Below are 25,125 nucleotides of genomic sequence, written 5' to 3'. Positions count from 1 at the left end.
TTCAGTCGCAATTGCAGAATAGATAAAAAGAGGCTCATCGGCAGTAACTGCATATGCGTCGCATTTCCTCGGGAAATTCGTTGCCGGCCGTCGCGCCGAACGTTTTTTCTGCCTTACGAATACACCAAGGCAGTCTTAATTGCCGGGGATGGCTCGCGAGGATGGATGAAGCAAAGAAGGGAATATTCATGCTTAGTTGCCTAAGACGCAGAGTCATAACCGGGATGGTGGCCGTCGCCGCGCTCGGCCTGTTGGCCGGCGGTGCTGCCGCGCAGGAGAAGTTCAAAGCGGTGACCACCTTCACCGTCATTGCCGACATGGCAAAGAACGTTGCCGGGGACGCGGCGATCGTGGAGTCGATCACCAAGCCCGGCGCTGAGATCCACGAATATCAGCCGACGCCCGGTGACATCCGACGGGCGCAGGGCACCCGGATCCTCTTGTCGAACGGGCTCAATCTCGAACTTTGGTTCCAGAAATTCTACCAGAACTTGAAAGATGTTCCCGACGTCGTGGTCTCCACCGGCGTTGAGCCGATGGGCATCAGCGAAGGTCCCTATAGCGGCAAACCCAATCCGCATGCCTGGATGTCGCCGAAGAACGCAATCATTTATGTCGACAACATCCGCGACGCCTTCGTCAAATACGACCCGAAGAATGCCGAGGTCTATAAGGCGAACGCCGAGGCCTACAAGAAGGAGATCGAGGCGACCATCGCGCCGATCCGCGAGAAGCTCGACACCATTCCCGAGGACAAGCGCTGGCTGGTATCCAGCGAAGGGGCCTTCTCTTACCTCGCTCGCGACTTCGGCTTGAAGGAGCTCTATCTGTGGCCGATCAATGCCGATCAGCAGGGCACGCCGCAACAGGTTCGCAAGGTCGTCGATGCCGTCAGGGCCAATAAGATCCCTGCGGTGTTCAGCGAGAGCACCGTATCGGACAAGCCGGCCCGGCAGGTCGCCCGCGAAACCGGCGCCCGTTATGGCGGCGTGCTCTATGTCGACTCCTTAAGCGAAGCCGACGGTCCCACGCCGACCTATATCGACCTGCTGCGCGTCACCTCCGACACTGTCGTCAAGGGTCTTGCCGAAGGCCTGTCGCAATGAACGCGATTGCTTCCTCTGTTCCTCCCGCATCCTTGGATGCGGGGGGAGGCATTTTCGTAAGGGATGCCACGGTCACCTATCGCAATGGCCACACGGCGCTGCGCGACGCCAGCTTCCAAACACCCACCGGCACCATCACCGCGCTCGTCGGCGTCAACGGTTCCGGCAAGTCGACGCTTTTCAAGGCGATCATGGGCTTCGTGCGTCTCGCCAGGGGCGAGATTTCGGTGCTCGGCATGCCAGTCAAACAGGCGCTGCGGAAAAATCTCGTCGCCTACGTGCCACAATCGGAAGAGGTCGACTGGAACTTTCCGGTGCTGGTCGAAGACGTCGTCATGATGGGGCGCTACGGCCACATGGGGATGATGCGAATGCCGAAAGCGGCCGACCACGACGCTGTGTCCAAGGCGCTCGCCCGCGTCAACATGAGCGAATTCCGCAAGCGCCAGATCGGCGAGCTTTCCGGTGGCCAGAAGAAGCGTGTCTTCCTGGCTCGTGCGCTGGCGCAGGACGGCCGGGTCATCCTGCTTGACGAGCCCTTCACCGGCGTAGACGTCAAGACCGAAGAGGCCATCGTCAAGTTGCTGCGCTCGCTGCGCGACGAAGGTCGCGTGATGCTGGTCTCGACGCACAATCTCGGCAGCGTGCCGGAATTCTGCGACCGCACGGTGCTGATCAAGGGCACGGTCCTGGCCTATGGACCGACGGACGAGACCTTTACCCAGGAAAACCTCGAGAGAGCCTTCGGCGGCGTACTTCGCCATCTCGTCTTGAATGGCTCCGGCGGCAAGTCATATCCCGTCGGCATCCTCACCGACGACGAGCGGCCGCTGGTTCTGCGGGAGGGCAAGCTGCCGACGACCGTCCCGGCGGACGAAACCGGAGAGCAGGGCTGATGGCCGCCATTCTCGAACCTTTCACCTATGACTACATGCTGAACGCCATGTGGGTCTCGGCTCTTGTCGGCGGTGTCTGCGCCTTCCTCTCCTGTTACCTCATGCTTAAGGGCTGGTCGCTGATCGGCGACGCACTCTCGCATTCCATCGTGCCGGGGGTCGCCGGCGCCTATATGATCGGACTTCCCTTCTCGATCGGCGCCTTCTTCTCCGGCGGCCTGGCTGCCGCGGCGATGCTCTTCCTCAACCAGCGCACCAAGCTGAAGGAAGACGCCATCATCGGCTTGATCTTCTCCTCCTTCTTCGGGCTTGGCCTGTTCATGGTGTCGCTGAGACCGACCGCAGTGAACATCCAGACGATCGTCCTCGGCAACATCCTTGCAATCACGCCCGAGGACACGCTCCAGCTTGCCATTATCGGCTTTGTTTCGCTCGCCATCCTGTTGGTGAAGTGGAAGGACCTGATGGTCGTCTTTTTCGACGAGACCCACGCCCGTTCGATCGGGATCAATCCGACGCGGCTGAAGATCATGTTCTTCACGCTGCTGTCGGCTTCGACGGTCGCCGCACTCCAGACCGTCGGCGCCTTTCTGGTCATCTGCATGGTGGTAACGCCGGGCGCGACAGCCTACCTGCTGACCGATCGTTTCCCGCGGCTGCTTGTCATCGCTGTGGCGATCGGAGCAGCGACCAGCTTCGTCGGCGCCTATGTCAGCTATTTCCTCGACGGCGCGACCGGCGGCATCATCATCGTGCTCCAGACGCTGATCTTTCTTGCCGCCTTCTTCCTGGCGCCCAAGCACGGCATGCTGGCAAGCCGGCGCAGAGCCGCGCAAGCTCTGGAGGCATCCCCATGAGCGGTCTCACCGTCCTGCTGGCGCCGTTCCAGTTCGATTTCATGATCAATGCCTTGATCATCTCGGTGCTGATCGCCATCCCGACTGCGTTGCTCTCCTGCTTCCTTGTGCTCAAGGGCTGGGCACTCATGGGGGACGCCATGAGCCATGCCGTATTCCCAGGCGTGGTCATCGCCTATATCGTCGGCTTCCCCCTAGCGGTCGGCGCTTTTTCGGCGGGGATGGTCTGCGCGCTTGCCACCGGCTTCCTGAAAGACAACAGCCGTATCAAGCAGGACACGGTGATGGGCATCGTCTTTTCGGGCATGTTCGGGTTCGGCCTGGTCCTTTATGTGAAGATCCAGTCCGAGGTACATCTCGATCACATCCTCTTCGGCGATATGCTCGGCATCGGCTTCCGCGACATCGTCGAGACCGGAGCCATTGCGGCGCTGACGGCCATCATCATCGCCGTCAAATGGCGTGACCTGCTGCTGCACGCCTTCGATCCGGCGCAGGCAAGAGCGGTCGGGCTGAAGGTGAACCTCCTTCATTACGGCCTGCTCTGCCTTATTTCGCTGACGATCGTGGCAGCGCTTCGCTCGGTCGGGATCATTCTCGCCATCTCGCTGCTGATCGCACCGGGCGCCATCGCCTATCTGCTGACGCGCCGCTTCAGCACGATGCTCGCTGTGTCGGTCGCAATCGCGGTGATCACGGCTTTTGCCGGCGTCTATCTGTCCTTCTTTATCGACAGCGCGCCGGCCCCGACCATCGTTCTCCTGTTCGCTGTCGCCTTCATTGGAGCCTTCCTCCATGCCACGCGCAAGGCCGCGCAGATCGAAACCAGAGAGGCGAGCTGAGCAGCAGTCGTCGCTGGACCACCGCCCGCCTCCGCAACGGAGCGTCATCGGTGCTGTCGATTTTTGCGATAAGTTGATTTATTCGGTCTTGTTTCCTGGCTTCTCCTGAGGCTATACCGCGGCCGCATATACTCACGCACCGGGGATTTCTTCGTGACCAACCTCAAATCGCTACTGGCCGCCTGCGGCCTCTCCGCCCTTATCGGCCTTGCCGCAACCCCATCGCTGGCGGGTTCGACGACCTACCCGCTGACTCTGGAAAACTGCGGCGCTGAGGTGACCTTCAAGAAGGCGCCCGAGCGGGCGATCGGCCTCGGCCAGAACAGCGCGGAAATCCTGCTGCTGCTCGGCCTTCAGGACAAGATGGTGGGCACCGCCTTCTGGCCGAGCAAGGTCCTGCCGCAGCTTGCCGAAGCCAATGCCAAGGTGAAGCTCCTCACCGTCGAGATGCCGACCTTCGAATCGATGCTTGCCGAAAACCCCGATTTCGTCGCGGTGGCGCTGCCTAGCCTGGTCGGGCCGAACAGCAAGATCGCCAAGCGCGACGATTTCGACAAGGTCGGCGTCGCCACCTATCTCTCGCCTAGCACCTGCCTCAGCACCAAGGACGTCAAGGACCAGTACGGCAGCCGCGCCGAACTCTGGAACATGGATCTTCTCTACAAGGAGATCGACGAGCTCTCGAAGATCTTTAACGTCGCCGATCGCGGCCAGGCGCTGATCGCCGATTTCAAGGCGCGTGAGGCGAAGCTCCGCTCCAGCGTTTCCAAGGACGGCAAGAACCTTTCCTACGTCTTCTGGTTTTCGAGCCCCAGCCCGTCTGCCGATGCCTATGTCGGCGGCAAGAACGGCGCCTCCGGCTTCATCGCCGACCTGCTCGGCGGACATAATGCGATAACAGCGGAAGCGGAGTGGCCGACCGTCGGCTGGGAGGGCATCATCTCCGCCAATCCCGACGTGATCGTTGTCGCCAGCCTCGACCGTAACCGCTGGGAGCTCGACAAGCCTGAAGCCAAGATCAAGTTCCTGAACAGCGATCCGGCCGTCAGCCAAATCCCGGCGGTCAAGAACAAGGCGCTCGTCGTCATGGACGGACAGGCGATGAACCCAACCATCCGCACGATCTACGGCGCCGAGCAGGTGGCCGAGCAGCTGAAGGCCCTCGGTCTCCTGAAGTGACCGAAGCGGGCCGCCCCTTCCGGCAGTTGGGAGCAGCCGTCGCGCTGCTCCTGGCCTCCCTCTGCCTTATCGCTGTCGCTATCGGCGTCAGCGTCGGGATCGGCGACCTGCCGATCCCACTCGCCACTACATTTTCGGCCGTCACCAACCGGCTTGGCTGGACCACCGTCGAACTGAACCGCATCCATGAGACGGTGATCTGGGATTATCGTCTGAGCCGCGCGCTCGTCGCCGCTTTCTGCGGTGCGGGGCTGGCGCTGTCGGGCGCCGTCATGCAGTCGTTGTTGCGCAATCCGCTTGCCGAACCCTATGTGCTCGGCATCTCGGCTGGCGCCTCCACCGGGGCCGTCGCAATCGTCATTCTCGGCATCGGCTCCGGCGCGGTGTCGCTTTCACTAGGCGCCTTTGCCGGCGCATTCGCCGCCTTTTTCTTCGTGGCGCTGCTCTCGAACGGCACGCGTGGCGGCGCCGACCGCACCATCCTTGCCGGTGTCGCCGCTTCGCAGCTTTTCAACGCCTCGACCTCCTATATCGTCACGACCTCGGCCAATGCGCAGCAGGCCCGCGACGTCATGTTCTGGCTGCTCGGCAGTTTCGGCGGCGTGCGCTGGCCGGAGTTCGCGCTGGTCTCGATCGTCGTCGGCCTCGGCCTCGCCGCCTGTCTGCTCTACGCCCGCGTGCTCGACGCTTTCGCTTTCGGCGACGAGGCAGCCTCCTCGCTCGGCGTCAATGTCGGCCGTGCGCGCATGGTGCTCTTTGCGCTGACGGCGATGATGACGGCGACGATCGTCAGCATGGTCGGCTCGATCGGTTTCGTCGGCCTTGTCGTGCCGCATGTCGCCCGATTCGTCGTCGGGCCGCTGCATATCCGCCTCCTGCCGGCCTGCGCGATAGCGGGAGCGATCTTCATGGTGTTCGCCGATATTGCCGCGCGCGCCCTCATTCCCGGTCAAATCCTGCCGATCGGCGTGGTCACCGCGCTCGTCGGCGTTCCCTTCTTCTCCATCATCCTCTATCGGTTCCAGCGCGCATCATGAGCATCAAGGCCGACAACCTCACCTGGAAAATTGGTAGGAAGACCATCGTCGACGGCGTATCGCTGGAGGCGCAGCCGGGCAGGATGCTGGGCCTGCTGGGGCCGAACGGTTCCGGCAAAACCTCGTTGCTGCGGCTTCTCGCCGGCCTGCGGCGGCCGCATTCCGGCAGCGTCACGCTTGACCGGAACGATATTGGAAAGATCGGCCGCCGTTCGATCGCCCGGCGCATTGCCTTTGTCGAGCAGCATGCGACGACCAATGCTAATCTGAAGGTCATCGACGTAGTCAAACTCGGAAGGTTTCCGCACCGCTCCATGTTCTCGGGCTGGACGAAGGCCGACGAAGAAGCGGTCGAGGCAGCGCTCACCCGCGCCGGCATGGCGGAGAAGCGCGACGATCGCTGGCAGAGCCTGTCGGGCGGCGAAAAGCAGCGCACCCACATCGCCAGGGCGCTCGCCCAATCACCGCAGGAGCTGATCCTCGACGAACCGACCAACCATCTCGACATCCAGCACCAGATCGGCCTGATGCGGCTCGTCTCCGGCCTGCCGATCACCAGCATCGTCGCCCTGCACGATCTCAACCATGCCGCCATGTTCTGTGACGAGCTGATCATCATGCAGCACGGCAGGATCGTCGCCTCCGGCGCGCCTGAGGAAGTGCTGAGCGAAAGCCTGTTGCGCGACGTCTTTTCCATCGACGCCCGCGTCGAGGCCTCCCCCTATCATTCGCGCCCGCACATCCACTACCTCAGGTGAGGTGGCCGGAGCCGCGCGACGCTGTCACGTCACGATCTGCAGCGGCAGAGCCGTTGTTTTTTTGATCGTTTTCAGGACGATGCTCGACTTGACCGAGGCCAGATTGTCGGTGACCCGGATCATCCTTTCGAGAAATTGGCTGAGATGGTCGAGATCTCGCGTCATGACTTTCATCAGAAAATCGGCGTCCCCCGTCTGCGAATAGCACTCCAAGATCTCCGGCGCAGTCTCGATGAAGCGATGGAGCCGCTCGTTTCCACCTTCGGTATGCGCTCTGAGGCTGACGAGCGTATGGGCGACGACGCTGAAACCCAGTTTCGCGGGGTTGAGAATGGCCACGACGCTCTGGATATATTGCTCCTTGCGCAGCCGTTCCAAGCGGCGTGCGCATTGGGTGGCGGACAGGTTGACCTTCTGCGACAGCTCGCCCTGCGTCATCTCGCTGTTTTGCTGAAGCGCCGCGAGCAATTTGATATCGAACTGATCAAGCATGACTCACCCGAGATGAGAGGAATTTCGGCATAGTATAGCCATTTTACGCAGAATGTCTGCACCGACACACTGAAACAGGCAGACAATCGCAGAGTTTCGCCGTGGAACTTCAGTTAATCTCCAACCAAAGGATAAAACGGAGGTGTACCTGTGTTTGAAGAACTGAATAGCCGGCCGGCCGACAGCCTGCTTGCCCTCATCAAAGCCTTTCAGGCCGACGAGCGGAGCAGAAAGATTGACCTCGGCGTCGGCGTCTATCGCGACGCGATGGGCCGCACGCCGGTCATGCGGGCCGTGAAGGCGGCGGAGCAATTTCTTCTGGAGACGCAGGACAGCAAGAAATATCTCGGTCCGGAAGGCGATCTGCAATTCGTCCGTCTGCTGCAGCCGATCATTTTCGGGCAATCGCCGGCCTCCGAGCAGCGTCTTGTCGGCATTCAGACGCCGGGCGGCAGCGGCGCGCTGCGTCTCGGCGCGGAACTCATCCAGACGGCAAAGCCATCGGCGAAGGTTTTGCTGGGCACGCCGAGCTGGCCCAACCACGCCCCGATTTTCGGTTCGGCGCGGCTGGCCGTAAGGGAATATCCCTTCGTCGACCTCACCTCGCAGCAGGTGAAATTCGAAAGCATGAGCGAGGCTTTATCTTCCGCCAACCCAGGCGATGTCGTGCTTCTTCACGGCTGCTGCCACAACCCGACCGGCATCGATTTCACCATGGAAGAGTGGCGGCGGATTGCCGAGCTCCTCGTCGCGCACAGGCTGGTACCGTTCATCGATCTTGCCTATCAGGGGCTCGGCGACGGGCTCGAACAGGATGCAGCGCCGACACGCATGATCCTCGAAGCCGTCGACGAGGCGCTGATCGCCTATTCCTGCGACAAGAATTTCGGTCTCTATCGCGAGCGCGTCGGCGCGCTCTATGTCATGGCCCGCAACAGCAATGAGCTCGGAAAGGCTCAAAGCAATATGGCCGCCCTCGCCCGCGTCAACTGGTCGATGCCGCCCGATCATGGTGCGGCGATCGTCAGGACCATTCTCGAAAATGCCGAGATGTCGGCAATGTGGCGCGCCGAGCTCGATGAAATGTGCGAGCGCGTCAACGGCAATCGGGCTTCACTCGCCGACGCAGCACCCGATCTCGCTTTCATCCGCCGGCAGCGTGGTCTGTTCTCCAATCTCGCGATGTCGAAGGATATCGCGGCGGTCCTCCGAGCCAGGCATGGCATCTACATGGCCGATTCCGGGCGGATGAATCTTGCCGGTATGCAGCCGGCCGACGCCGGCGCCATCGTTGCCGCACTTCGAGCCGAAGGTTGCTTGAAGCAATAGTGGCATAACCGAACCCAAGTCATTGGATTTCCAGATGAACAGGAAAGAAACGACCGGCCAGGCGATCGCCCGTTCGCTTGTCGCCCATGGGGTCGACACGGTCTTCGGCATTCCGGGCGCCCACATGTATGACTTCAACGATGCCCTTTACGGCGCCGGCGACAAGCTTCGCTTCATCCATACCCGGCATGAACAGGGCGCCGGCTACATGGCCTACGGCTATGCCAAATCCACCGGCCGGATTGGCGCCTATACCGTTGTCCCCGGCCCAGGCGTCCTCAATTCCGGCGCGGCGCTGTGCACCGCTTACGGCGCCAATGCCCCGGTGCTTTGCATTACCGGCAACATCATGTCCCACCTGATCGGCCGGGGCAGAGGCCAGCTGCACGAGCTGCCGGATCAGCTCGCGACAATGCGCGGAATTGCCAAAGTGGCGGAGCGCATCAATCACCAGTCCGAAGCCGGCCCCGTTTTATCAGGGGTCGTTTGCAAGATGCTCTCCGGCCGGCAGGGTCCGGGGGCAATCGAAGCGCCTTGGGATGTGTTTGGACAATCCGGTCCCGAAGTCAATCTCCCCGTTGGCGCCAGCGCGCCTCATCCGGCCGTCAACGCCGATCAGGTCGCTGCCGCAGTGGCACTGATATCAGGCGCCAGGAATCCGATGATCATGGTCGGTGGCGGTGCGGCAGATGCCGGGGCCGAGATTGCCGCTCTTGCGGAACTGCTGCAGGCGCCGGTTACCTCGCATCGCTCCGGCAAGGGCATCGTCGCCGACGACCACCCGCACTATCTGAATTTCGTCGCCGCCTACGAATATTGGAAGAAGGTCGACGTTCTGATCGGCATCGGCAGCCGGCTCGAATTGCAGTTCATGCGATGGAAGTGGCTTCCCAAGGGCCTCAAGATCATCCGCATCGATATCGATCCGACCGAAATGGTTCGTCTCAAGCCCGAGGTGGGCATCGTCGCGGATGCCGAGGCCGGAACGCAGGCGCTGATCGATGCGCTGGCAGGTTGTCGTCACGAGGATCGCACCAGCGAGTTCGCCGAACTTAATAAAGAAGCCAGATCTCGTTTCTCAGGCGTGCAGCCGCAGCTCGCCTATCTCGATGCCATTCGCGAGGTTCTTCCAAGAGACGGCTTCTTCGTCGAGGAAGTCAGCCAGATGGGCTTTACCGCCCGCTTTGCGTTCCCGGTCTACGGTCCTCGCCAATATGTGACATGCGGCTATCAGGACAATCTCGGCTTCGGCTTCAACACTGCGCTGGGCGTGAAGATAGCCAATCCTGACAAAGCCGTCATTTCGATTTCCGGCGACGGCGGCTTCATGTTCGGGGTGCAGGAACTTGCCACCGCCGTCCAGCACAAGATCGCCGTCATCGCCATCATCTTCAACAATTCGGCCTATGGCAACGTGCTGCGCGACCAGAAACAGGCCTATAATGGCCGCTACCTTGGGTCCGATCTCACCAATCCGGATTTTGTCGCCCTTGGGAAGAGCTTCGGTGTCCGGTCATACAGGGTGACGAGCCCCAGCGAATTGAGAATCGTGATCGAAAAAGCCCTATCCCTCGATGAACCGGTTCTCATAGAAGTTCCCGTCGACAAAGGATCTGAAGCAAGCCCCTGGCCATTCATTCATCCGGCTCCCCACGTCGAGTGAACCCGATCACGGCGACGGTCCCGTGAGGAAGATCGTCGCCAGCGGCGGCAGCGTCAGCGACAGAGAGACCGGTCGTCCGTGGGCGGGGATGGGTTCGGTCGAGAGTGCACCGTTGACAAGGCCGGAGCCGCCATATTCCCGCGCATCCGTCGTGATCCGCTCGATCCACAGGCCGTCCTGCGGAACGCCGATCCTGTAGTCGTAACGCGGCACCGGCGTGAAATTCGATAGGACAAGCACGGATGAGGAGCGGTCCTTGGCATAACGGAGCATGCCCAGAACGGAATTGACGGCGTCATCGGCTGTCGCCCATTCGAAGCCCTCGGGATGAAAATCGCCAAACTGCAATGCCGGTTCATCGCCGTAAAACGCGTTCAGATCCTTCACCAGGCGCTGAATGCCGACATGCGCCGGCCGGTCCAGCACCTCCCAGCTCACCGAAGCGTCGTGGTTCCATTCGCCCGGCTGGGCGACTTCACTTCCCATGAACAACAGCTTCTTGCCGGGATGGCCCCACATGAAGGCGAGATAACTGCGCAGATTGGCGAATTTCTGCCATTCGTCTCCCGGCATCTTCGTCAGCAGCGAGCCTTTCCCGTAGACCACCTCGTCATGGGAAATCGGCAGCATGAAACGCTCGGAATAGGCATAGATCATGCCGAAGGTCATCGTGCCGTGGTGATAGCTCCGGTAGACGGGATCCTTCTCGATATAACTCAGGCTGTCGTGCATCCAGCCCATGTTCCATTTGATATCGAATCCGAGCCCGCCCTCCTCCGGCGGTTTGGTCACACCCGGCCAGGCCGTCGATTCCTCGGCGATGGTCATGGCGTGCGGGCTACGCTCGTGAATGATACTGTTGAGGTGCTTGAAGAACTCCACCGCCTCCAGGTTCTCGCGCCCGCCATACCGGTTGGGAATCCATTCGCCCTCGTTGCGGCTATAGTCGCGATAAAGCATCGAGGCGACGGCATCGACGCGCAATCCGTCGACGTGGTAGCGCTCGAGCCATTCGAGCGCGCTGGCGATCAGGAAGCCTTTCACCTCGTTGCGGCCGAGATTGTAGATCAGCGTGTTCCAGTCGCGGTGAAAGCCTTCGCGGGGATCCTCGTGCTCGTAGAGCGCGCTGCCGTCGAAACGGGCAAGACCCCAGACATCCGTCGGAAAATGGGCCGGCACCCAATCGAGGATGACACCAATGCCGGCGCCGTGACAGCGATCGACGAAATAGGCGAAATCCTCCGGCGTCCCATAGCGGCCGGTCGGCGCGAATAGGCCGAGCGGCTGGTAGCCCCACGAGCCGCCGAACGGATGCTCCATGATCGGCAGCAATTCGATATGGGTAAACCCCATGTCGCGGACATAGGGAACAAGCCGCTGGCTGAGCTCGGCCCAATCGAGATAGCTGTTGCCGTCCTGCCGGTCGCGAAGCCAGGAGCCGGCGTGCACCTCGTATACGGAGATCGCGCCTTCGAGCCTCGCTTGCCGGTCGCGGCCTTTCATCCAACCGTCATCGGTCCATCGGAACGGCGTCGACGATGCAACGATCGAGGCGGTAGATGGGGCGGCCTCGCTTGCCCGCGCCACCGGATCGGCCTTCTGCGGCAGGCAATTGCCATGCGCGTCGACGATCTCGAATTTATATCTTTCGCCGGGGGCCAGCCGGGGAACGAATAGCTCCCATACCCCGGCCGATTGCCTCAGCCGCATCGGGTTTCGCCGGCCGTCCCAGGCATTGAAATCGCCGACGACGGAGACCCGGCGGGCATTCGGCGCCCAGACGGCGAAACGAACGCCCGCGACGCCGTCGACCGACATTGCCACCGCGCCGAGCGTCCGGCTCAGACTATAATGGGTGCCTTCGGATATCAGATGAAGATCGAGTTCTCCCAGCAGTAGACCGAAGCTATAGGGATCTTCGGTGAGCTGCTCACCATCCGGCCATTGGATCCGCAGCCTGTATCCCATTCTCGAAGCCGTGGCAGCCGCAAACAGGCCGGACGGGTGAGCGATGCTGAAAGGCGTCACCACCCTGCCGCTTGATGCTTCGATGAGATCGACCGCCTCTGCTCCGGGCAGATAGACGCGCACGACGGTCATGCCGCCGGCCTCGTGCGGACCAAGGATCGAGAAGGGATCGCCATGGCGCCCCTCGATCAGAGCCCAGAGCGCATCGTGTCCGATGCCTGAAAGAAGTTCCGAGCGTTCAACATTCATGCATTGACCCCCGCTAAGCGCGATACGATTTCGGTAAGGCCGGCGAGCGGGATCGGCAGCCACTTCGGCCTGTTGCGGGCTTCATAGGCGATTTCATAGGCGGCCTTTTCCAGAAGAAAGGCATCCAGCACCCGCCTGCGTTGTTCGGCCGGCATGGCAAGCGCCTTCGAGGCGGAGACGGCCTGCCAATAGGCCGCGAGGAAGGCCGCCTCGGCATTGCGTCCGAAACGGGCAATGGCATCGCGGCGGACCTCGTTCTCATGTTCTGTCACCGCGTCATTATCGAGCTGGGCGGTGGCGACGAGATAGCTGAGCGAGCGCAAAAGCCCGGCGACATCGCGCAGGGGAACCGTCTTGGCCCGGCGCTCGGCGAGATTTTTCGCGGGCTCGCCTTCGAAGTCGATGATGACGGCATCGCCTTCGCTGACCAGGATCTGGCCGAGATGGAAATCGCCATGCGTCCGCGTCATCAGCGTGCCGCGGGCGCTTTCGGCAAGGCTCGCGCCAAGCTCGACGAGTTCGGAGCGGCGCTCGAGAAGCGGAGCGGCGAACAGATCCACGGCGGGATCGGCATTCTCCTCGCGTTCGGCAAGCTTTGACATGGCAAAAGCGACCTCGCCCGCCACGGCCTTCTTGATCGCCTCCACCTCATCGTCGCCGGCAACAACAGGGCTGAACGCGGCATCCGCGTTCTCGCCGGCGAGCACCACATGCAATTCGCCCAATCTCATGCCGACCATGGCGACGAAGCTGATCAGCGGCCGGAAGACATCGTCGCCGGGCTCTACCGCCGGATCGGCCAGCACGAGTTCGTCGGCTGCGCGCCGCAGATTGTTCAGCATCCAGTTCCAGGCGTCGCCCTGGTTGCGGATCGCACCCTGGACGATGATCAGGGTCGAGCGGCGCCCGCTGGAATCCGTGTGCGCGACTTCGCCGAGCAGCGGCGCGGTGTGGTCGTAGCCGGCGCGGGTCAAAAACCGCGTCATCTCCACCTCGGGATGGATGCCCGGGAAAATGTGCCGGATCAGTTTGATCATCGCAATGTCGCCGACGATGAGCGAACTGTTGGATTGTTCGGCCGAAAGCCAGTGGACCGGCATGTCATCGGTGATCTGAAGGCGGTCGAGCCTTTCCGTGCCGAGGAATTCCAGGGTGCCGGTGCGCCCGGTAGTACGCGAGCGGTCGGCAAGCCCGCGCAGGATGCCGCGCGCCATACGCTCCACGGCAAATCCATCCGTCAGGAATCCGACCCGCCTGCCCTGCCGGACACGCCCGAGCGCAAGCTGCTGAGTCAGCGCCGATGGCTGCGCATCGTCCCAGGCGACGGTCAGCGGCAACTGGTAGGATTCGGTATGATCCGGCAGCACCGCTTCCAATTCGCCGAGAACGACCCCATCGGCGAAGGGTATCGGCGTTGCGGAGATCAGCCTCGCCGCCTGAAGCGGCTGATCCTTGGCTCCGAACCAGCGCCGTCTTTTGAGATAGGCCGGCAGAATTTCGCTGCTCAAGACACGGGCATGCGCAGGTTCGTCAACGAGATCGAGCAGCCCGCGGCGCAGGACCATCGTCATGAAATCAGGTAGCTGCTCGGGCGGCGCGGTACGCCAAGCCGGCGGATCGGCATCGGCCTCCAGCTGAAACCAGAAGAAGCCGTAGGGGGGCAAGGTCAGGAGATAGGTCAACTGCCCGATCGGCGGAAAGGGCGACATGCCGGTCAGCTCGATCGGCACGCGGCCTTCGAAGGCCGAAAGGTCGAGCTCGACCGCCTGGGGCAGCCGCGAGAGGTTTGCGACACACATCAGCGTCTCGCCGTCATATTCCCTGAGGTAAGCGAGGATCTTGCGGTTCTCGGGCGAGAGGAAGCGTAGCGAACCGCGCCCGAAGGCGGGATGCCGGCCGCGCAGCGACAGCATCTTGCGCGTCCAGTTGAGCAGCGAATGCGCATCCGTGCTCTGCGCCTCGACGTTGACCGCCTCGAAGCCGTAAAGCGGATCGGCGATCAGCGGCAGGACGAGGCGCGCCGGATCGGTGCGGGAGAAGCCGCCGTTGCGGTCCGGTGACCATTGCATCGGCGTCCGCACCCCGTCCCGGTCACCGAGATAGATATTGTCGCCCATGCCGATCTCGTCGCCGTAATAGATGACAGGCGTCCCCGGCATCGACAGAAGAAGCGCGTTCATCAGCTCGATGCGGCGGCGGTCGCGCTCCATCAGCGGCGCCAGGCGCCGCCTGATGCCGAGATTGATGCGGGCCCGCTTATCGGAGGCATAGGTTTCCCAGAGATAGTCGCGCTCCGCATCCGTCACCATTTCGAGTGTCAGTTCGTCGTGATTGCGCAGGAAGATCGCCCACTGGCAATTCTCCGGAATCTCAGGCGTCTGGCGCAGGATATCGGTGATCGGGAACCGATCCTCCTTGGCGATCGCCATATACATGCGCGGCATCAGCGGGAAGTGGAAAGCCATGTGGCATTCGTCGCCGTCGCCGAAATATTCGCGTGTGTCCTCCGGCCACTGGTTGGCTTCGGCAAGCAGCATCACGCCGGGATGCGTAGCATCGAGGGCGGCGCGGATGCGCTTGAGGATCCCGTGGGTTTCCGGCAGGTTTTCGTTGATCGTCCCCTCACGCTCGACGAGATAGGGGATGGCGTCAAGACGAAAACCGTCGATGCCGGTCTCCAGCCAGAAGCGCATCACCTTCAGCAGTTCCTCCATGACAAGCGGGCTGTCGAAGTTGAGGTCCGGCTGGTGGGAATAGAAGCGGTGCCAGTAATAGGCGCCGGCAACCGCATCCCATGTCCAATTCGATTTTTCGGTGTCGATGAAGATGATGCGCGTTTCCGGAAATTTCTGATCGGTATCCGACCAGACATAGAAATCCCGCTCGGGTGAACCCGCCGGAGCCTGGCGGGCGCGCTGGAACCAGGGATGCTGGTCGGAGGTGTGGTTGATGACGAGCTCGATGATGACGCGGATATTGCGCTGGTGGGCGGCGTCGACGAAGGCCCGGAAATCCTCCAGTGTCCCATAGTCGGAGCTGACATTGCCGTAATCGGCGATGTCATAGCCGTCGTCGCGGCGCGGCGAGGGAAAGAAGGGCAGCAGCCAGATGGCGTTGACGCCGAGCGCAGCGATATGATCGAGCTTGGCGTGCAGACCGGCAAAATCGCCGACGCCATCACCATTGGCGTCGTAGAACGACTTGATATGCAGCTGGTAGATGATCGCATCCTTGTACCAGAGCAGCGGCTCGGTGTTGCCGGGGTTCATCGTGTCCATTCATGCCTCCGCTGCGCGAACGCGCCAGATCGCAAAGGGCAGAATCTGAGGATTGAGACTGATAGTCTGCCGTTTGCCGTTCCACCTGAAACGATGCCCGCCGACCAGATCCTCGACGTCGAGCGCGCCGCCGTCCCCGAGTGACCATTTCCAGAGCGGCAGCTCCACGTCGCTTTGCTGGAAATTATGGGGGTCGAGGCTGATCGCGATCAGCAAAACATTGTCGCGCGCGCGGCTCGCCTTTTCGAAAAACAGGATATTGTCGTTCCAGGCGTTCAGCAGCGTCAGCCCGAGATGCGAATGCAGCGCGATGTTTTCGTTGCGGATGCGGTTGAGCATCCTGATTTCGGCAATGATGTTGCCCGGCCGGTCGTAGTCCCAGGCGCGGATTTCGTATTTCTCGCTGTCGGCATATTCCTTGCGCTTGGCGTCGGGGCGCCCCTCGCAAAGTTCGAAACCGTTGTAGACGCCCCACAATCCGGAAAGAGTAGCGGCGAGTGCGGCGCGGATCAGGAAGGCCGGGCGCGGCGCGTTCTGCAGAAAATCCGGGTTGATGTCGTGGGTGTTGACGAAGAAGTGCGGCCGGAAGAATTCCTTCGGCGCCGTCTCGGTCAGCTCGCGCATATATTGCTCGAGCTCCCACTTGGCGTTGCGCCAGGTGAAATAGGTATAGGACTGGGAGAAGCCGATCTTCGCCAGCCGGTACATCACCTTCGGCTTGGTGAAGGCTTCCGACAGGAAGACGACATCGGGATGGCGCGCCCTGATATCGCCGATCAGCCATTCCCAGAACGGAAAGGGCTTGGTGTGCGGATTGTCGACACGAAACAGCTTGACGCCCTGGTCGACCCAGAGCTGGACGATATTCCTCAGCTCCACCCATAGGGAAGGCAAGGCGTCTTTCGTGTAGAAATCGACATTGACGATATCCTCGTATTTCTTCGGTGGGTTCTCGGCATATTTGATCGTGCCGTCGGGACGCCAGTCGAACCAACCGGGATGCTCCGTCAACCAGGGATGATCCGGCGAGGCCTGGATGGCGAGGTCCAGCGCAATCTCCAGCCCGTGCCGGCCCGCCTCCTCGACCAGTCGGCCGAAATCCTCGAAATCGCCGAGCTCGGGATGGATGGCGTCGTGGCCGCCCTCTTCCGAGCCGATGGCATAGGGGCTTCCGGGATCGCCGGGTGCGGCCTTCAGGCTGTTGTTGCGCCCCTTGCGGTTGGTCGAGCCGATCGGGTGAATGGGCGGGAAGTAGAGCACGTCGAAGCCCATGCCGCGGATGTCAGGCAGTCTCGGAATAACATCGTCGAAGGTGCCGTGCCGGTTGGGATCGCCGCTCTGGGACCGCGGGAAGATCTGGTACCAGCTGGCGAAGGCCGCTTCCTTACGTTCCGCATCGACAGCGCTTGCCGTTGAGCGAAGCCGGAACGGCCGCCTGTCGGCCCTGTTCATCAGCTCGGATGTCTCGGGAGCGAGCAGGATCGTCGTGCGCTCGCGATCGGACGCGTTTTCGAGGCTGTCGATCAGAGCCTGCAAGTGTGCGCCGAGCGCTGCCGGCGCTTGCGCCTGCGCCGCGCGAACGAGGTTCAGCCCCTCCTGGAGCTCCAGCTTCAGGTCCAGTCTCGCATCGTTCTTCTTGGTCAGCTCGTAACGGAAGACCGCGAACGGGTTCCTCCAAGCCTCGACCGCGAATTCGTAGCGGCCCATGCGCTCCAGCAGGAATTCGGCCCGCCAGCGGTCGTTCTCGACCAGTTGCATCGGCGTCTCGTTCCATTCCGCCATGGCGTCATGCGGCCGCCAGAGCAGGACGGCTGCGAGCGGATCGTGACCGTCGGCGAATATATCGGCCTCGACGGTGACGCTCTCGCCGACGACGCGTTTGACGGGAAACCGCCCGTCATCGACCCGCGGCATGATGTTTTCAATGGCAAGCCGCGGCGACGCCGTCGCCTGCTCGACGTCGAAGGCCGGCCTCGATGTGATCGGCTCCGGCGCCTTGCCTTCTATCACCCGGGTCTCCCCTGCCCGCAGGCGAAGGGTCGCGCCATCGGCAGTGACGGGAAGAAAACCGGAGGCGGCCTCGCGAAGCGCCGTCACCGGCGCAGGCGCGCTTCGCCTGAGGTCCCGGTTGAGCAGGATGAAGCGCACATCTGACGCGCTGCGAAGATCCTGCGCCTCGGATTGAACAAGCACCGAAACCGGCCCATTGGCATTGCGGATCAGACGAAGCGACGGAGCCCGCGCCTGGCCGGCCTTGCCGATCGCGCTGTTGGCGAGCCGGATCTCGGATGAGATATCGAAGGCGAGATCATGACGCAGCCTGCGCAGGCCCGAGCCATCACCATGGGTCGGATCAAGCGGTGTCGCCGCACCATATTCGAAACCCATGGGAATCATGAGGCCGCCGCCGAGCGAGGCGGCAAGCCGCAGCGCTCGGACGGCGCGCCGCTCGAGAATTTCACGGCTCTCGGTCCCATGCGCGATGCGCCTCGCGAAGGGCGGCTCGGGAAAGGCAACCTGCCAGCCGAGCGGCTCCTGGACACGATGCTCCTCAACGAACCATCTCTCGTCGAGATCCCACCACGCCATCGATGAAAAACACCCAGCGAAACCCGCATCGGCGATGGCGCTTCTCACCGCAAAGTCGGTGCCGGGCGTCCAGGCGAAGAATTGCGCTTCCGCCCTCTCGCGCACACCCACGATCAGCGACTTGAAAAAGGCCGGCGCCGCCCGGTCGATCCCGAGAACCCGATAGCCGGAAAGACCGCCGCCGGACAGACGCCGCAGCCGTTCGGTCCATTCCGTCAGAAGCTGCGATTGCCGCTCCGCTCCCATCATGGTCATCGGCTCCGCCGGATCGAGCGGCGAGCGCCGGGGATCGACGGGACGAAAGCCTGCTTGCGGGTCCTGCGCCTTGCCGTCGAGCATCAGGTCCATCATCAAGCCGACGCCGCTCTTGCCGGCGGCCTCCACCAGCCGCGACACTCCATCCGCGACCGCGCTTCCGAGCTGCAGCTCAGGATCGAGGCCATCAAAGTCTTGAGAGGAAAAGACGCTGCATTCCTTGCCCCGGTCAAACAGGGGAGCCGTCAGCACATGGTGGAAACCGGTATCGGCCGCATGGTCGAAAACCTCGCGCCATGCATCGATACCCTGGAGAAGTAGCGGATTGACATAATAGATCCTGGGTGGGGTGCTCACCGCACCCTGCTTCGCAGATAACAACATCGGCCGCCGCCTCGAGTTTGCTTTTCAGGCAAACTTCCTTTGGCGGAGGTTGTTCCACGCGACCCGTCAATTTACGGCTGCATGGGACATCGCAGTCGGCTTGCGTGCTATGTCTCGCTTCCTGGAGCATCGACACCGATCGCTCGACATCAGACAAGCACGGCTTCTTCGAAATCCGCGAGGAGGCCAGACGCTTTATCTCGCAGGAAAACGCCAAAGAGCAGTGGGATTTGTTGGAACCTAATGCGAAAGTGCTGGTCCTCGCTGCGGACGCAATGGACCCCGAAAAGCCTTGGTCGCTCCACCCAGCGAAATCGTGATATGCGCAGCCGCCGTGCCGAATGGCATGATGAGGCGGTGGGATGTGCATGTGGCGGTGGAGCGGAAGCCTGCCCGTCCGTAGAGGAAGCAGGTAACATTTGTGATATCAATCGAATTCTCGCGATTTTACAAAGGCGACCAGACGTGAACCCACAGGTGGAACTAAGCTCCTATCCCGGACTCGACGAGCGGATTGTGATCGTCCGGGCGGGAGACGAAGTGGATGCTGTGTTTGTCAGGACCAAAAGGTTCAATGTCATGATCGATACGCTCGGCACGCCCGAGCTGTGCCGGAGAGCGCTGGATCTGCTTGAGCAAAGACCCGAGGCGCGCCCACTGGTCGTTGTCAATTCGCATATGGATTGGGATCATTTCTGGGGAAATGCCGCCATTGCAGGGCGTGCTCCCATCATCGCGCATGCCGCAGCCCTCGACCGCCTGCGCGACCCAGCGACACGGCAGGTCCTGACTGATAAGGCGAGCGAGGAATCGCGGTTTCGCGATGTGGAGATCATCGGCCCCGACATCACTTTCTCCGGCTCGATGGTTCTGAACGGCGGCGATCTGACGCTCGAACTCATCCATACTCCGGGACACACGCCCGACCATATCGCCGTCTGGATTCCCGAATTGCGCATCTGCCTCGCCGTCGACGCAGTGGAATATCCCATTCCTGAGGTCTGGAGCAGAAGTGCAGATGATCTTCGCCTGATCCGCTCCTCGCTCGAGCGTATCCGTGACCTTGATGCGAGGCTGGTCATCCCTGCACATGGCAGGACGTCCTCCCCTTCGACGGTCGCTGAAAACCTGGCCTATTTCGAAACTTTGGCCGATCGCGTCGGTCGTTTGAGCGGGAGCCGGCTCGCGGACCCGGAACTCGGCAGCGCAAGTGGGTTCAGGCTGGAAGACTTCGTCGCCATTCCCCAGGACATGCCCTCGGCGACTTTGGCGTTCTACCGGAGCTGCCATGAGACAAATCTGGGCGCCACGATTGAGGCTCATGGCGAGGGGAGGCCATGACGTGAAACAGTTGGAGGGCGGACGGACCGGGCAGATCTGGCGCGACGGCGATAGCGTGATCAGACCATCAGGCGCATGGACGCCGACGGTGCATCGGTTTTTGCGCCATCTCAGGAATAGAGGCTTCCGGGCAGCGCCGGAGCCCATCGCGATATCAGCCGAAGGCGACGAAGTCGTCAGCTACGTCACCGGGCGCGTCTGCGAAGACCTCAGCGATCCCTTTGTCGGATCGGAGAGCATGCTGATATCGGCAGCGAGGCTTCTGCGCGGGTTTCATTCGGCCTCTGAAGGTTTTCTGGAAGCGGATGGCGAGATCAAAGCATGGATGCTGCCGCCGCAGGAGCCGCGGGAGATCGTCTGCCACGCTGACTTTGCGCCTTATAACGTCGCCACCGTAGATCACGAGGCTGTCGGGATCATCGACTTCGACACCGCCCACCCCGCTCCGCGCCTGTGGGATCTCGCCTATGCGGTCTATCGCTGGGCGCCTCTCTCCGATCCCGCCAATCCGGCTGTTGCATTCAGTCTCGACGAGCAGTTGCGGCGGGCGGAAATCTTCTGCACCGCCTATGGAGCGACGGCGGAAGAACGGCGCCTGCTTCCGGAGATGATCTGCAGGCGGCTTCAAGCTCTCGTCGACTTCATGCTGGCAAGTGCGGCTGCCGGAGACGAAGCCTTCGCCGAGGATGTCTCGGCGGGAGACGCACGCCTCTATCTGAACGACATCGGTTATGTCGGCATGAACCGGGATCGGCTTTTGAAAGCGCTGTCCTGACTAAAGCGTGTCGCGATTTTTCAGATTCGCTCGTTGTGCTTTAGCTCTTTATCTTCTCGCATGTCGTTGCCGCAAAACCGCTGCACACTTTTGCGCGACATGCTTTAAAGCCACTTCCGCCTGCGGAAGAAGGTGAAAAGGCTGAGGCAAAGGACACCGATGACGCCGAGCACGACGAAATAGCCGTATTGGAACTTCAGTTCCGGCATATCGTCGAAATTCATCCCGTAAATGCCGGCGATCGCCGTGGGGACGGCGAGGATCGCCGCCCAGGCGGCGAGTTTGCGGGCAATCGCCGTCTGCTCCGTCTGGCCGATCATCACGCTCGCCTCGAAGGCGAAGGCGAGGACCTCACGCAACGCGTCGATATCCTCCTGGACCCGACGCACGTGATCCGTCACATCGCGAAACAGCGACTGCAGCGTCGGATCCATGCCGGGAAGGTCGATGTGCTCGTATCGCCGGCAGACATCCACCAGCGGCACCACGGCGTTGCGCAGCCGCAAGAGCTTGCGACGCAAGAGGTACAGCCGTTCGATGTCGGACTTTCCCAGCTGTTCGCGCAGCACCAGATCTTCGAGTTTCTCGACCTCCTCCTGCACGACCTCGATGACGGGCATGTAGTTGTCGACGATGAAATCGAGGATGGAATAAAGGATGTAGTTCTCGCCATGGGCAAGCGCGGCAGGCGTCGCCTCGCATCGCTGCCTGACTGCCAGATAGGAAGAGGACTCTCCATGGCGAACGGAAACGACATAGCCGCGGCCGACGAACAGATGCGTTTCGCCGAAGATGATCTCGCCATCCTTCATATGGGCGGTGCGGGCGACGATGAACATCGCGTCCCCGTAAATCTCCAGCTTCGGGCGCTGATGGGGCTGCGCCGCATCCTCGATCGCCAGCGGATGGAGATTGAACTCGGCCTGCACCTGGTGCAGCAGCACTTCGTCCGGCTCATGCAGGCCGATCCAGACGATGGCGTTCTCCCGGCTGCGCCATTCGCCGGCTTCTTCTATTCTGATGTCGCGAATGCGCTGCCCGTGCTGGTATACGGCGGCAGCCACCACGCCCCGCCGCTCATGCCGCGGCGAGTCAGAGCCGTTGCCGGCCTGCGACGAAACACTGTCTGGATCCTTCAACCGTTCCAAATCCTGCCGTCCTCCATTTCCAGGAATAGCACCGCTATCCCAGCCTCCTCGCCGATCCGCATCGCGGCGATCATAATGCTATTTCACTAAACATGCATCCGCCTTGGTGGAAGCCGCGCAGGCGCAGGACGGCATCATGTGTCCGTCGAGATATCGTCCCAGTCCTGATCCATGTAGCCGATCAGCCAGTTGAAGGCGTAGTGGCGTTCGTAAACGACGCCCTTGTCCAATCCGGCGGGCGGTTCCTCTCCCTTCAGCCGGGCGTTCACGACAGCCCAATCATAGCGGTAGATCAGGTCGGCAGCGTCGAGCAGCTCCTTCTGCGGGCGCAGCCTGGCGCGGCGCATCAGCCCATCCGTCCCCAGCTCCCTGAGCGTGTTTGCGATGAACGGAACATCGCAAATATGGTCGGGACGTTCGAGCTCCGGCGCAATCCCGAGCGCCCATAACATGACGTGGACGCCCTCGTAGCGCCAAGCGAAATTCACCCGGTCCTGCTCCGATGGGTTGGGATCGTCCATGAATGCCCGTTCCTTCGGAGTAAAAAATTGTGCCGCGTCGAACTGCCGGATGAGCGTCTGGCCCATGGCGTGGTCGCCGGTCTCACCTTTGACGGCAACGATTACAAGCGCGATGGCGCGCTGAACGACAACCTTCCTATCGCGCCGGGTGCTGCCGCTCTCCGTTTCGAAGGCCGGCAGATGATCGATGGTCGGCACGCCTTCGGACTGAAGCTGGGCGATAGACCGGGCTTTGCGGGCCTGCGCCTCGTCAGGGGTTTGAGAAACGGCTGTCTGCACCGGAAGGATCAATGCAAGAAGGACTGAAAATATGCGCTTCATCATGACTGGCTCCTGTCATCGCTGACGATTATGGATAGGCATTTTCCTGTCTGAGCGGGATCATGAACACGCAAGGCGCGGCAAGTTTCCGGAAAACTGGTAAACGGCCTTGTTACCTCTCGGAACACATCGTTAAATTCTTTTCGTTACAAAGAGATCTCATCAAGCCGGTATGACGCCGGGACCGTTCGATGGGGACTTTTAATGCGTCGTCCAAACATTAAATCGAGTTTGCTGTTGATTTTCAGCGGCATAGCTCTTCTTTTCGGTCTCGTCGCCTATCTTGCGGTCGATGGTCTCCGAAACACGAACGGCTCCACCGAGGAAATTGCAAACCATTGGCTGCCGAGCGTGCAGGCTTCGCAGGCGATCAATCTCGCCATGTCGAATTTGCGCCTCGCCTATCGTGATCACATCATCGCGCAGACGGATGCGGAAAAGAAGACACGCGAAGAGGCCATCAATGTCGCCGAGGATACGGTCGGCAAATCGGTGGACGCTTATCTTCAGCTGGCGTCATCCGACCATGAGCGCGAGCTGATCAAGACGATCAAGGAGAGCGTCGGGGGCTATATCGCCAGCAGTTCGCAGCTGCTCGCCCTTTCCCGCGCCAACAAGACCGAAGAAGCCGGGCAATATCTGGGCGGCGAGATGCGCTCCTATTCGGACAAGCTCAAGGAAGCGACGTCGAGCCTGGTCGAGCTTGATGTCAGCGGCAGCAACAAGGCTGCCGAACTCAGTAAGGAAACCTTCGCCTCGATAGAATTCTACCTTCTTGCCGCGATCGGACTTGCGGGATTGCTCGTTCTCGGCGCCGTCGCCTTCGTGCTGAAGAGCATCGCCAACCCGATCGCCGGCATCACCGTCTCGATGCGGCGCCTAGCCGAGGGGGACACCGGCTCGGAAATTCCCTTTGCCGACCGCGCCGATGAGGTCGGCTCGATGGCTGCGGCAGTAGAGATCTTCCGCCAAGCGGCGATTACGAACAAGCGGCTGGCGCTGGACGCCGAAGAAAACCGTAACAAGGCGGAGGCCGATCGCGTTGCCGCCCAAAAGCAGGCGGAAGAAGACGCTTCGGAGCGGCTGCGCATTGCCACCTCGGGTCTTGCCGCCGGTTTGAAGCGGCTCGCCGCGGGCGACCTCGCCTTCCAGCTCAACGAGGCCTTCGCTCCCGATTTCGAGGCGCTGCGCCACGACTTCAACCAGTCGGTAGCACAGCTCGGCGCGACGCTGAGAGCAATTTCCGAAAGCATCGGCACGATCGACGAAGGCACGCGAGAAATTTCTTCCGGCGCCAGCGATCTTTCCAAGCGCACGGAGCAGCAGGCAGCCTCGCTCGAGGAGACGGCCGCCGCGCTGGAACAGATCACCGCCAACGTGTCGAATTCCAGCAAGCGGACCGAGGAGACGCGCACGGTCGCCACAGAAGCAAATCGCAGCGCCGGGATCTCCGCAGAAGTCGTCTCCCATGCAGAGGAAGCGATGGAACGCATCGAGACCTCGTCGCAGCAGATTTCCAACATTATCAGCGTCATCGACGAAATCGCATTCCAGACCAACCTTCTGGCCCTGAATGCCGGCGTGGAAGCGGCGAGAGCCGGCGAAGCGGGCAAGGGCTTTGCCGTCGTCGCCCAGGAAGTGCGCGAACTCGCGCAGCGCTCCGCGAGTGCTGCCAAGGAAATCAAGGGCCTGATCCAGAATTCCTCGAAAGAGGTGGAGAGCGGCGTGAAGCTGGTGCGCGATACCGGTCAGGCTTTGAAGACCATCGGCGGCTTCATCACTCAGATCAACCAGCACATGGATTCGATTGCCACGTCTGCGAAAGAACAGTCGATCGGCCTCAGCGAAGTCAACGTCGCGGTCAACCAGATGGATCAGACCACCCAACAGAACGCGACGATGGTGCAGCAGTCGACGGCGGCATCGGACTCGCTTGCGCAGGAAGCCCAGAAGCTTCGCGAGCTTGTCGCCCAGTTCAGGCTAGACGATACGGCCTCCGGCCAATCCACCACCCTTCGCGCGACGGCGAGATCCATGGCCCAACCCGCCGGCCGCCCTGCCATCCATGCGGTTGCCGCACGCCGCTGAACGAACGTCTGCAGGAAATCCGAGGTAAAAGGCGCCCGGCCATTTGCCC

At 61.6% G+C, this 25,125-nt stretch carries 18 protein-coding genes and 1 pseudogene; 13 read left to right on the top strand and 6 right to left on the bottom strand.

Annotated features, from left to right (window positions below):
- The first annotated feature begins 188 nt into the window (after positions 1-188).
- The 7 genes from EFR00_RS15800 to EFR00_RS15770 all read left to right on the top strand — a co-directional run bounded on the left by EFR00_RS15800 (position 189) and on the right by EFR00_RS15770 (position 6,675).
- On the top strand, positions 189-1,106 hold the full coding sequence (locus tag EFR00_RS15800) for a metal ABC transporter substrate-binding protein (RefSeq protein ID WP_077989168.1): 918 nt from the start codon (positions 189-191) through the stop codon (positions 1,104-1,106).
- Positions 1,103-2,002: a manganese/iron ABC transporter ATP-binding protein gene (locus EFR00_RS15795; protein ID WP_077989115.1), complete on the top strand. Its 900-nt coding sequence runs from the start codon at positions 1,103-1,105 to the stop codon at positions 2,000-2,002. The genes EFR00_RS15800 and EFR00_RS15795 overlap by 4 nt, the downstream gene beginning before the upstream one ends.
- Entirely contained in the window at positions 2,002-2,859 is an 858-nt protein-coding gene (locus EFR00_RS15790; protein ID WP_141399532.1) for a metal ABC transporter permease, read from the top strand. The genes EFR00_RS15795 and EFR00_RS15790 overlap by 1 nt, the downstream gene beginning before the upstream one ends.
- Positions 2,856-3,701 (top strand): metal ABC transporter permease, encoded by an 846-nt coding sequence (locus tag EFR00_RS15785; RefSeq protein ID WP_077989114.1) that lies wholly within the window; start codon positions 2,856-2,858, stop codon positions 3,699-3,701. The genes EFR00_RS15790 and EFR00_RS15785 overlap by 4 nt, the downstream gene beginning before the upstream one ends.
- Positions 3,702-3,854: 153 nt before the next feature.
- On the top strand, positions 3,855-4,880 hold the full coding sequence (locus EFR00_RS15780; RefSeq protein ID WP_040141801.1) for an ABC transporter substrate-binding protein: 1,026 nt from the start codon (positions 3,855-3,857) through the stop codon (positions 4,878-4,880).
- Positions 4,877-5,917, top strand: a complete 1,041-nt coding sequence (locus EFR00_RS15775) for a FecCD family ABC transporter permease (protein WP_040141803.1) — start codon at positions 4,877-4,879, stop codon at positions 5,915-5,917. The genes EFR00_RS15780 and EFR00_RS15775 overlap by 4 nt, the downstream gene beginning before the upstream one ends.
- Positions 5,914-6,675 (top strand): ABC transporter ATP-binding protein, encoded by a 762-nt coding sequence (locus EFR00_RS15770; RefSeq protein ID WP_077989113.1) that lies wholly within the window; start codon positions 5,914-5,916, stop codon positions 6,673-6,675. Before EFR00_RS15775 ends, EFR00_RS15770 begins: the two co-directional genes overlap by 4 nt.
- A 24-nt stretch (positions 6,676-6,699) precedes the next feature.
- Here EFR00_RS15770 and EFR00_RS15765 read toward each other — a convergent pair whose 3' ends face one another.
- Positions 6,700-7,167, bottom strand: coding sequence for an Lrp/AsnC family transcriptional regulator (locus EFR00_RS15765; protein ID WP_009995216.1), 468 nt, complete (start codon positions 7,165-7,167; stop codon positions 6,700-6,702).
- 150 nt (positions 7,168-7,317) lie between these two features.
- Between EFR00_RS15765 and EFR00_RS15760 the strand changes: the two genes are divergently transcribed.
- Both EFR00_RS15760 and EFR00_RS15755 read left to right on the top strand, forming a co-directional pair.
- The gene (locus EFR00_RS15760; RefSeq protein ID WP_009995215.1) at positions 7,318-8,496 is read left to right on the top strand and encodes an amino acid aminotransferase; all 1,179 of its coding nucleotides are present in this window, start codon (positions 7,318-7,320) and stop codon (positions 8,494-8,496) included.
- 34 nt (positions 8,497-8,530) lie between these two features.
- Entirely contained in the window at positions 8,531-10,159 is a 1,629-nt protein-coding gene (locus tag EFR00_RS15755) for a thiamine pyrophosphate-dependent enzyme (RefSeq protein ID WP_077989167.1), read from the top strand.
- A 6-nt stretch (positions 10,160-10,165) separates the two neighbouring features.
- Here EFR00_RS15755 and glgB read toward each other — a convergent pair whose 3' ends face one another.
- From glgB to EFR00_RS15740, 3 genes are read right to left on the bottom strand one after another with little or no spacing between them, the layout of a single operon-like run.
- Positions 10,166-12,376 (bottom strand): 1,4-alpha-glucan branching protein GlgB, encoded by a 2,211-nt coding sequence (gene glgB, locus EFR00_RS15750; protein WP_077989112.1) that lies wholly within the window; start codon positions 12,374-12,376, stop codon positions 10,166-10,168.
- The gene (gene treS, locus EFR00_RS15745; RefSeq protein ID WP_077989111.1) at positions 12,373-15,654 is read right to left on the bottom strand and encodes a maltose alpha-D-glucosyltransferase; all 3,282 of its coding nucleotides are present in this window, start codon (positions 15,652-15,654) and stop codon (positions 12,373-12,375) included. Before treS ends, glgB begins: the two co-directional genes overlap by 4 nt.
- Entirely contained in the window at positions 15,655-18,882 is a 3,228-nt protein-coding gene (locus tag EFR00_RS15740; RefSeq protein WP_077989110.1) for an alpha-1,4-glucan--maltose-1-phosphate maltosyltransferase, read from the bottom strand. It abuts the gene before it with no gap.
- Positions 18,883-18,959: 77 nt separating this feature from the next.
- On the opposite strand from EFR00_RS15740, the pseudogene EFR00_RS33570 reads away from it, so the two are divergent.
- From EFR00_RS33570 to EFR00_RS15725, 3 genes and pseudogenes are all read left to right on the top strand, one after another.
- Positions 18,960-19,285: pseudogene (locus tag EFR00_RS33570) on the top strand (hypothetical protein).
- A gap of 62 nt (positions 19,286-19,347) precedes the next feature.
- Entirely contained in the window at positions 19,348-20,223 is an 876-nt protein-coding gene (locus EFR00_RS15730) for an MBL fold metallo-hydrolase (RefSeq protein WP_077989109.1), read from the top strand.
- Between the two features lies 1 nt (position 20,224).
- Positions 20,225-20,998 (top strand): phosphotransferase enzyme family protein, encoded by a 774-nt coding sequence (locus EFR00_RS15725; protein WP_009994434.1) that lies wholly within the window; start codon positions 20,225-20,227, stop codon positions 20,996-20,998.
- A gap of 104 nt (positions 20,999-21,102) precedes the next feature.
- Here EFR00_RS15725 and EFR00_RS15720 read toward each other — a convergent pair whose 3' ends face one another.
- Entirely contained in the window at positions 21,103-22,146 is a 1,044-nt protein-coding gene (locus EFR00_RS15720; RefSeq protein WP_077989108.1) for a magnesium and cobalt transport protein CorA, read from the bottom strand.
- A gap of 134 nt (positions 22,147-22,280) precedes the next feature.
- Entirely contained in the window at positions 22,281-22,991 is a 711-nt protein-coding gene (locus EFR00_RS15715; protein WP_077989107.1) for a DUF4272 domain-containing protein, read from the bottom strand.
- A 201-nt stretch (positions 22,992-23,192) separates the two neighbouring features.
- On the opposite strand from EFR00_RS15715, the gene EFR00_RS15710 reads away from it, so the two are divergent.
- Positions 23,193-25,076 carry a methyl-accepting chemotaxis protein gene (locus EFR00_RS15710; RefSeq protein ID WP_077989106.1) on the top strand — a complete coding sequence of 628 codons (1,884 nt, stop codon included), beginning with the start codon at positions 23,193-23,195 and terminating at the stop codon, positions 25,074-25,076.
- Positions 25,077-25,125: the final 49 nt, after the last annotated feature.

This window comes from Rhizobium sophoriradicis (assembly GCF_003939025.1).
Lineage (GTDB): Bacteria > Pseudomonadota > Alphaproteobacteria > Rhizobiales > Rhizobiaceae > Rhizobium > Rhizobium sophoriradicis.
This window is presented reverse-complemented; position numbering and strand designations above follow the sequence as displayed.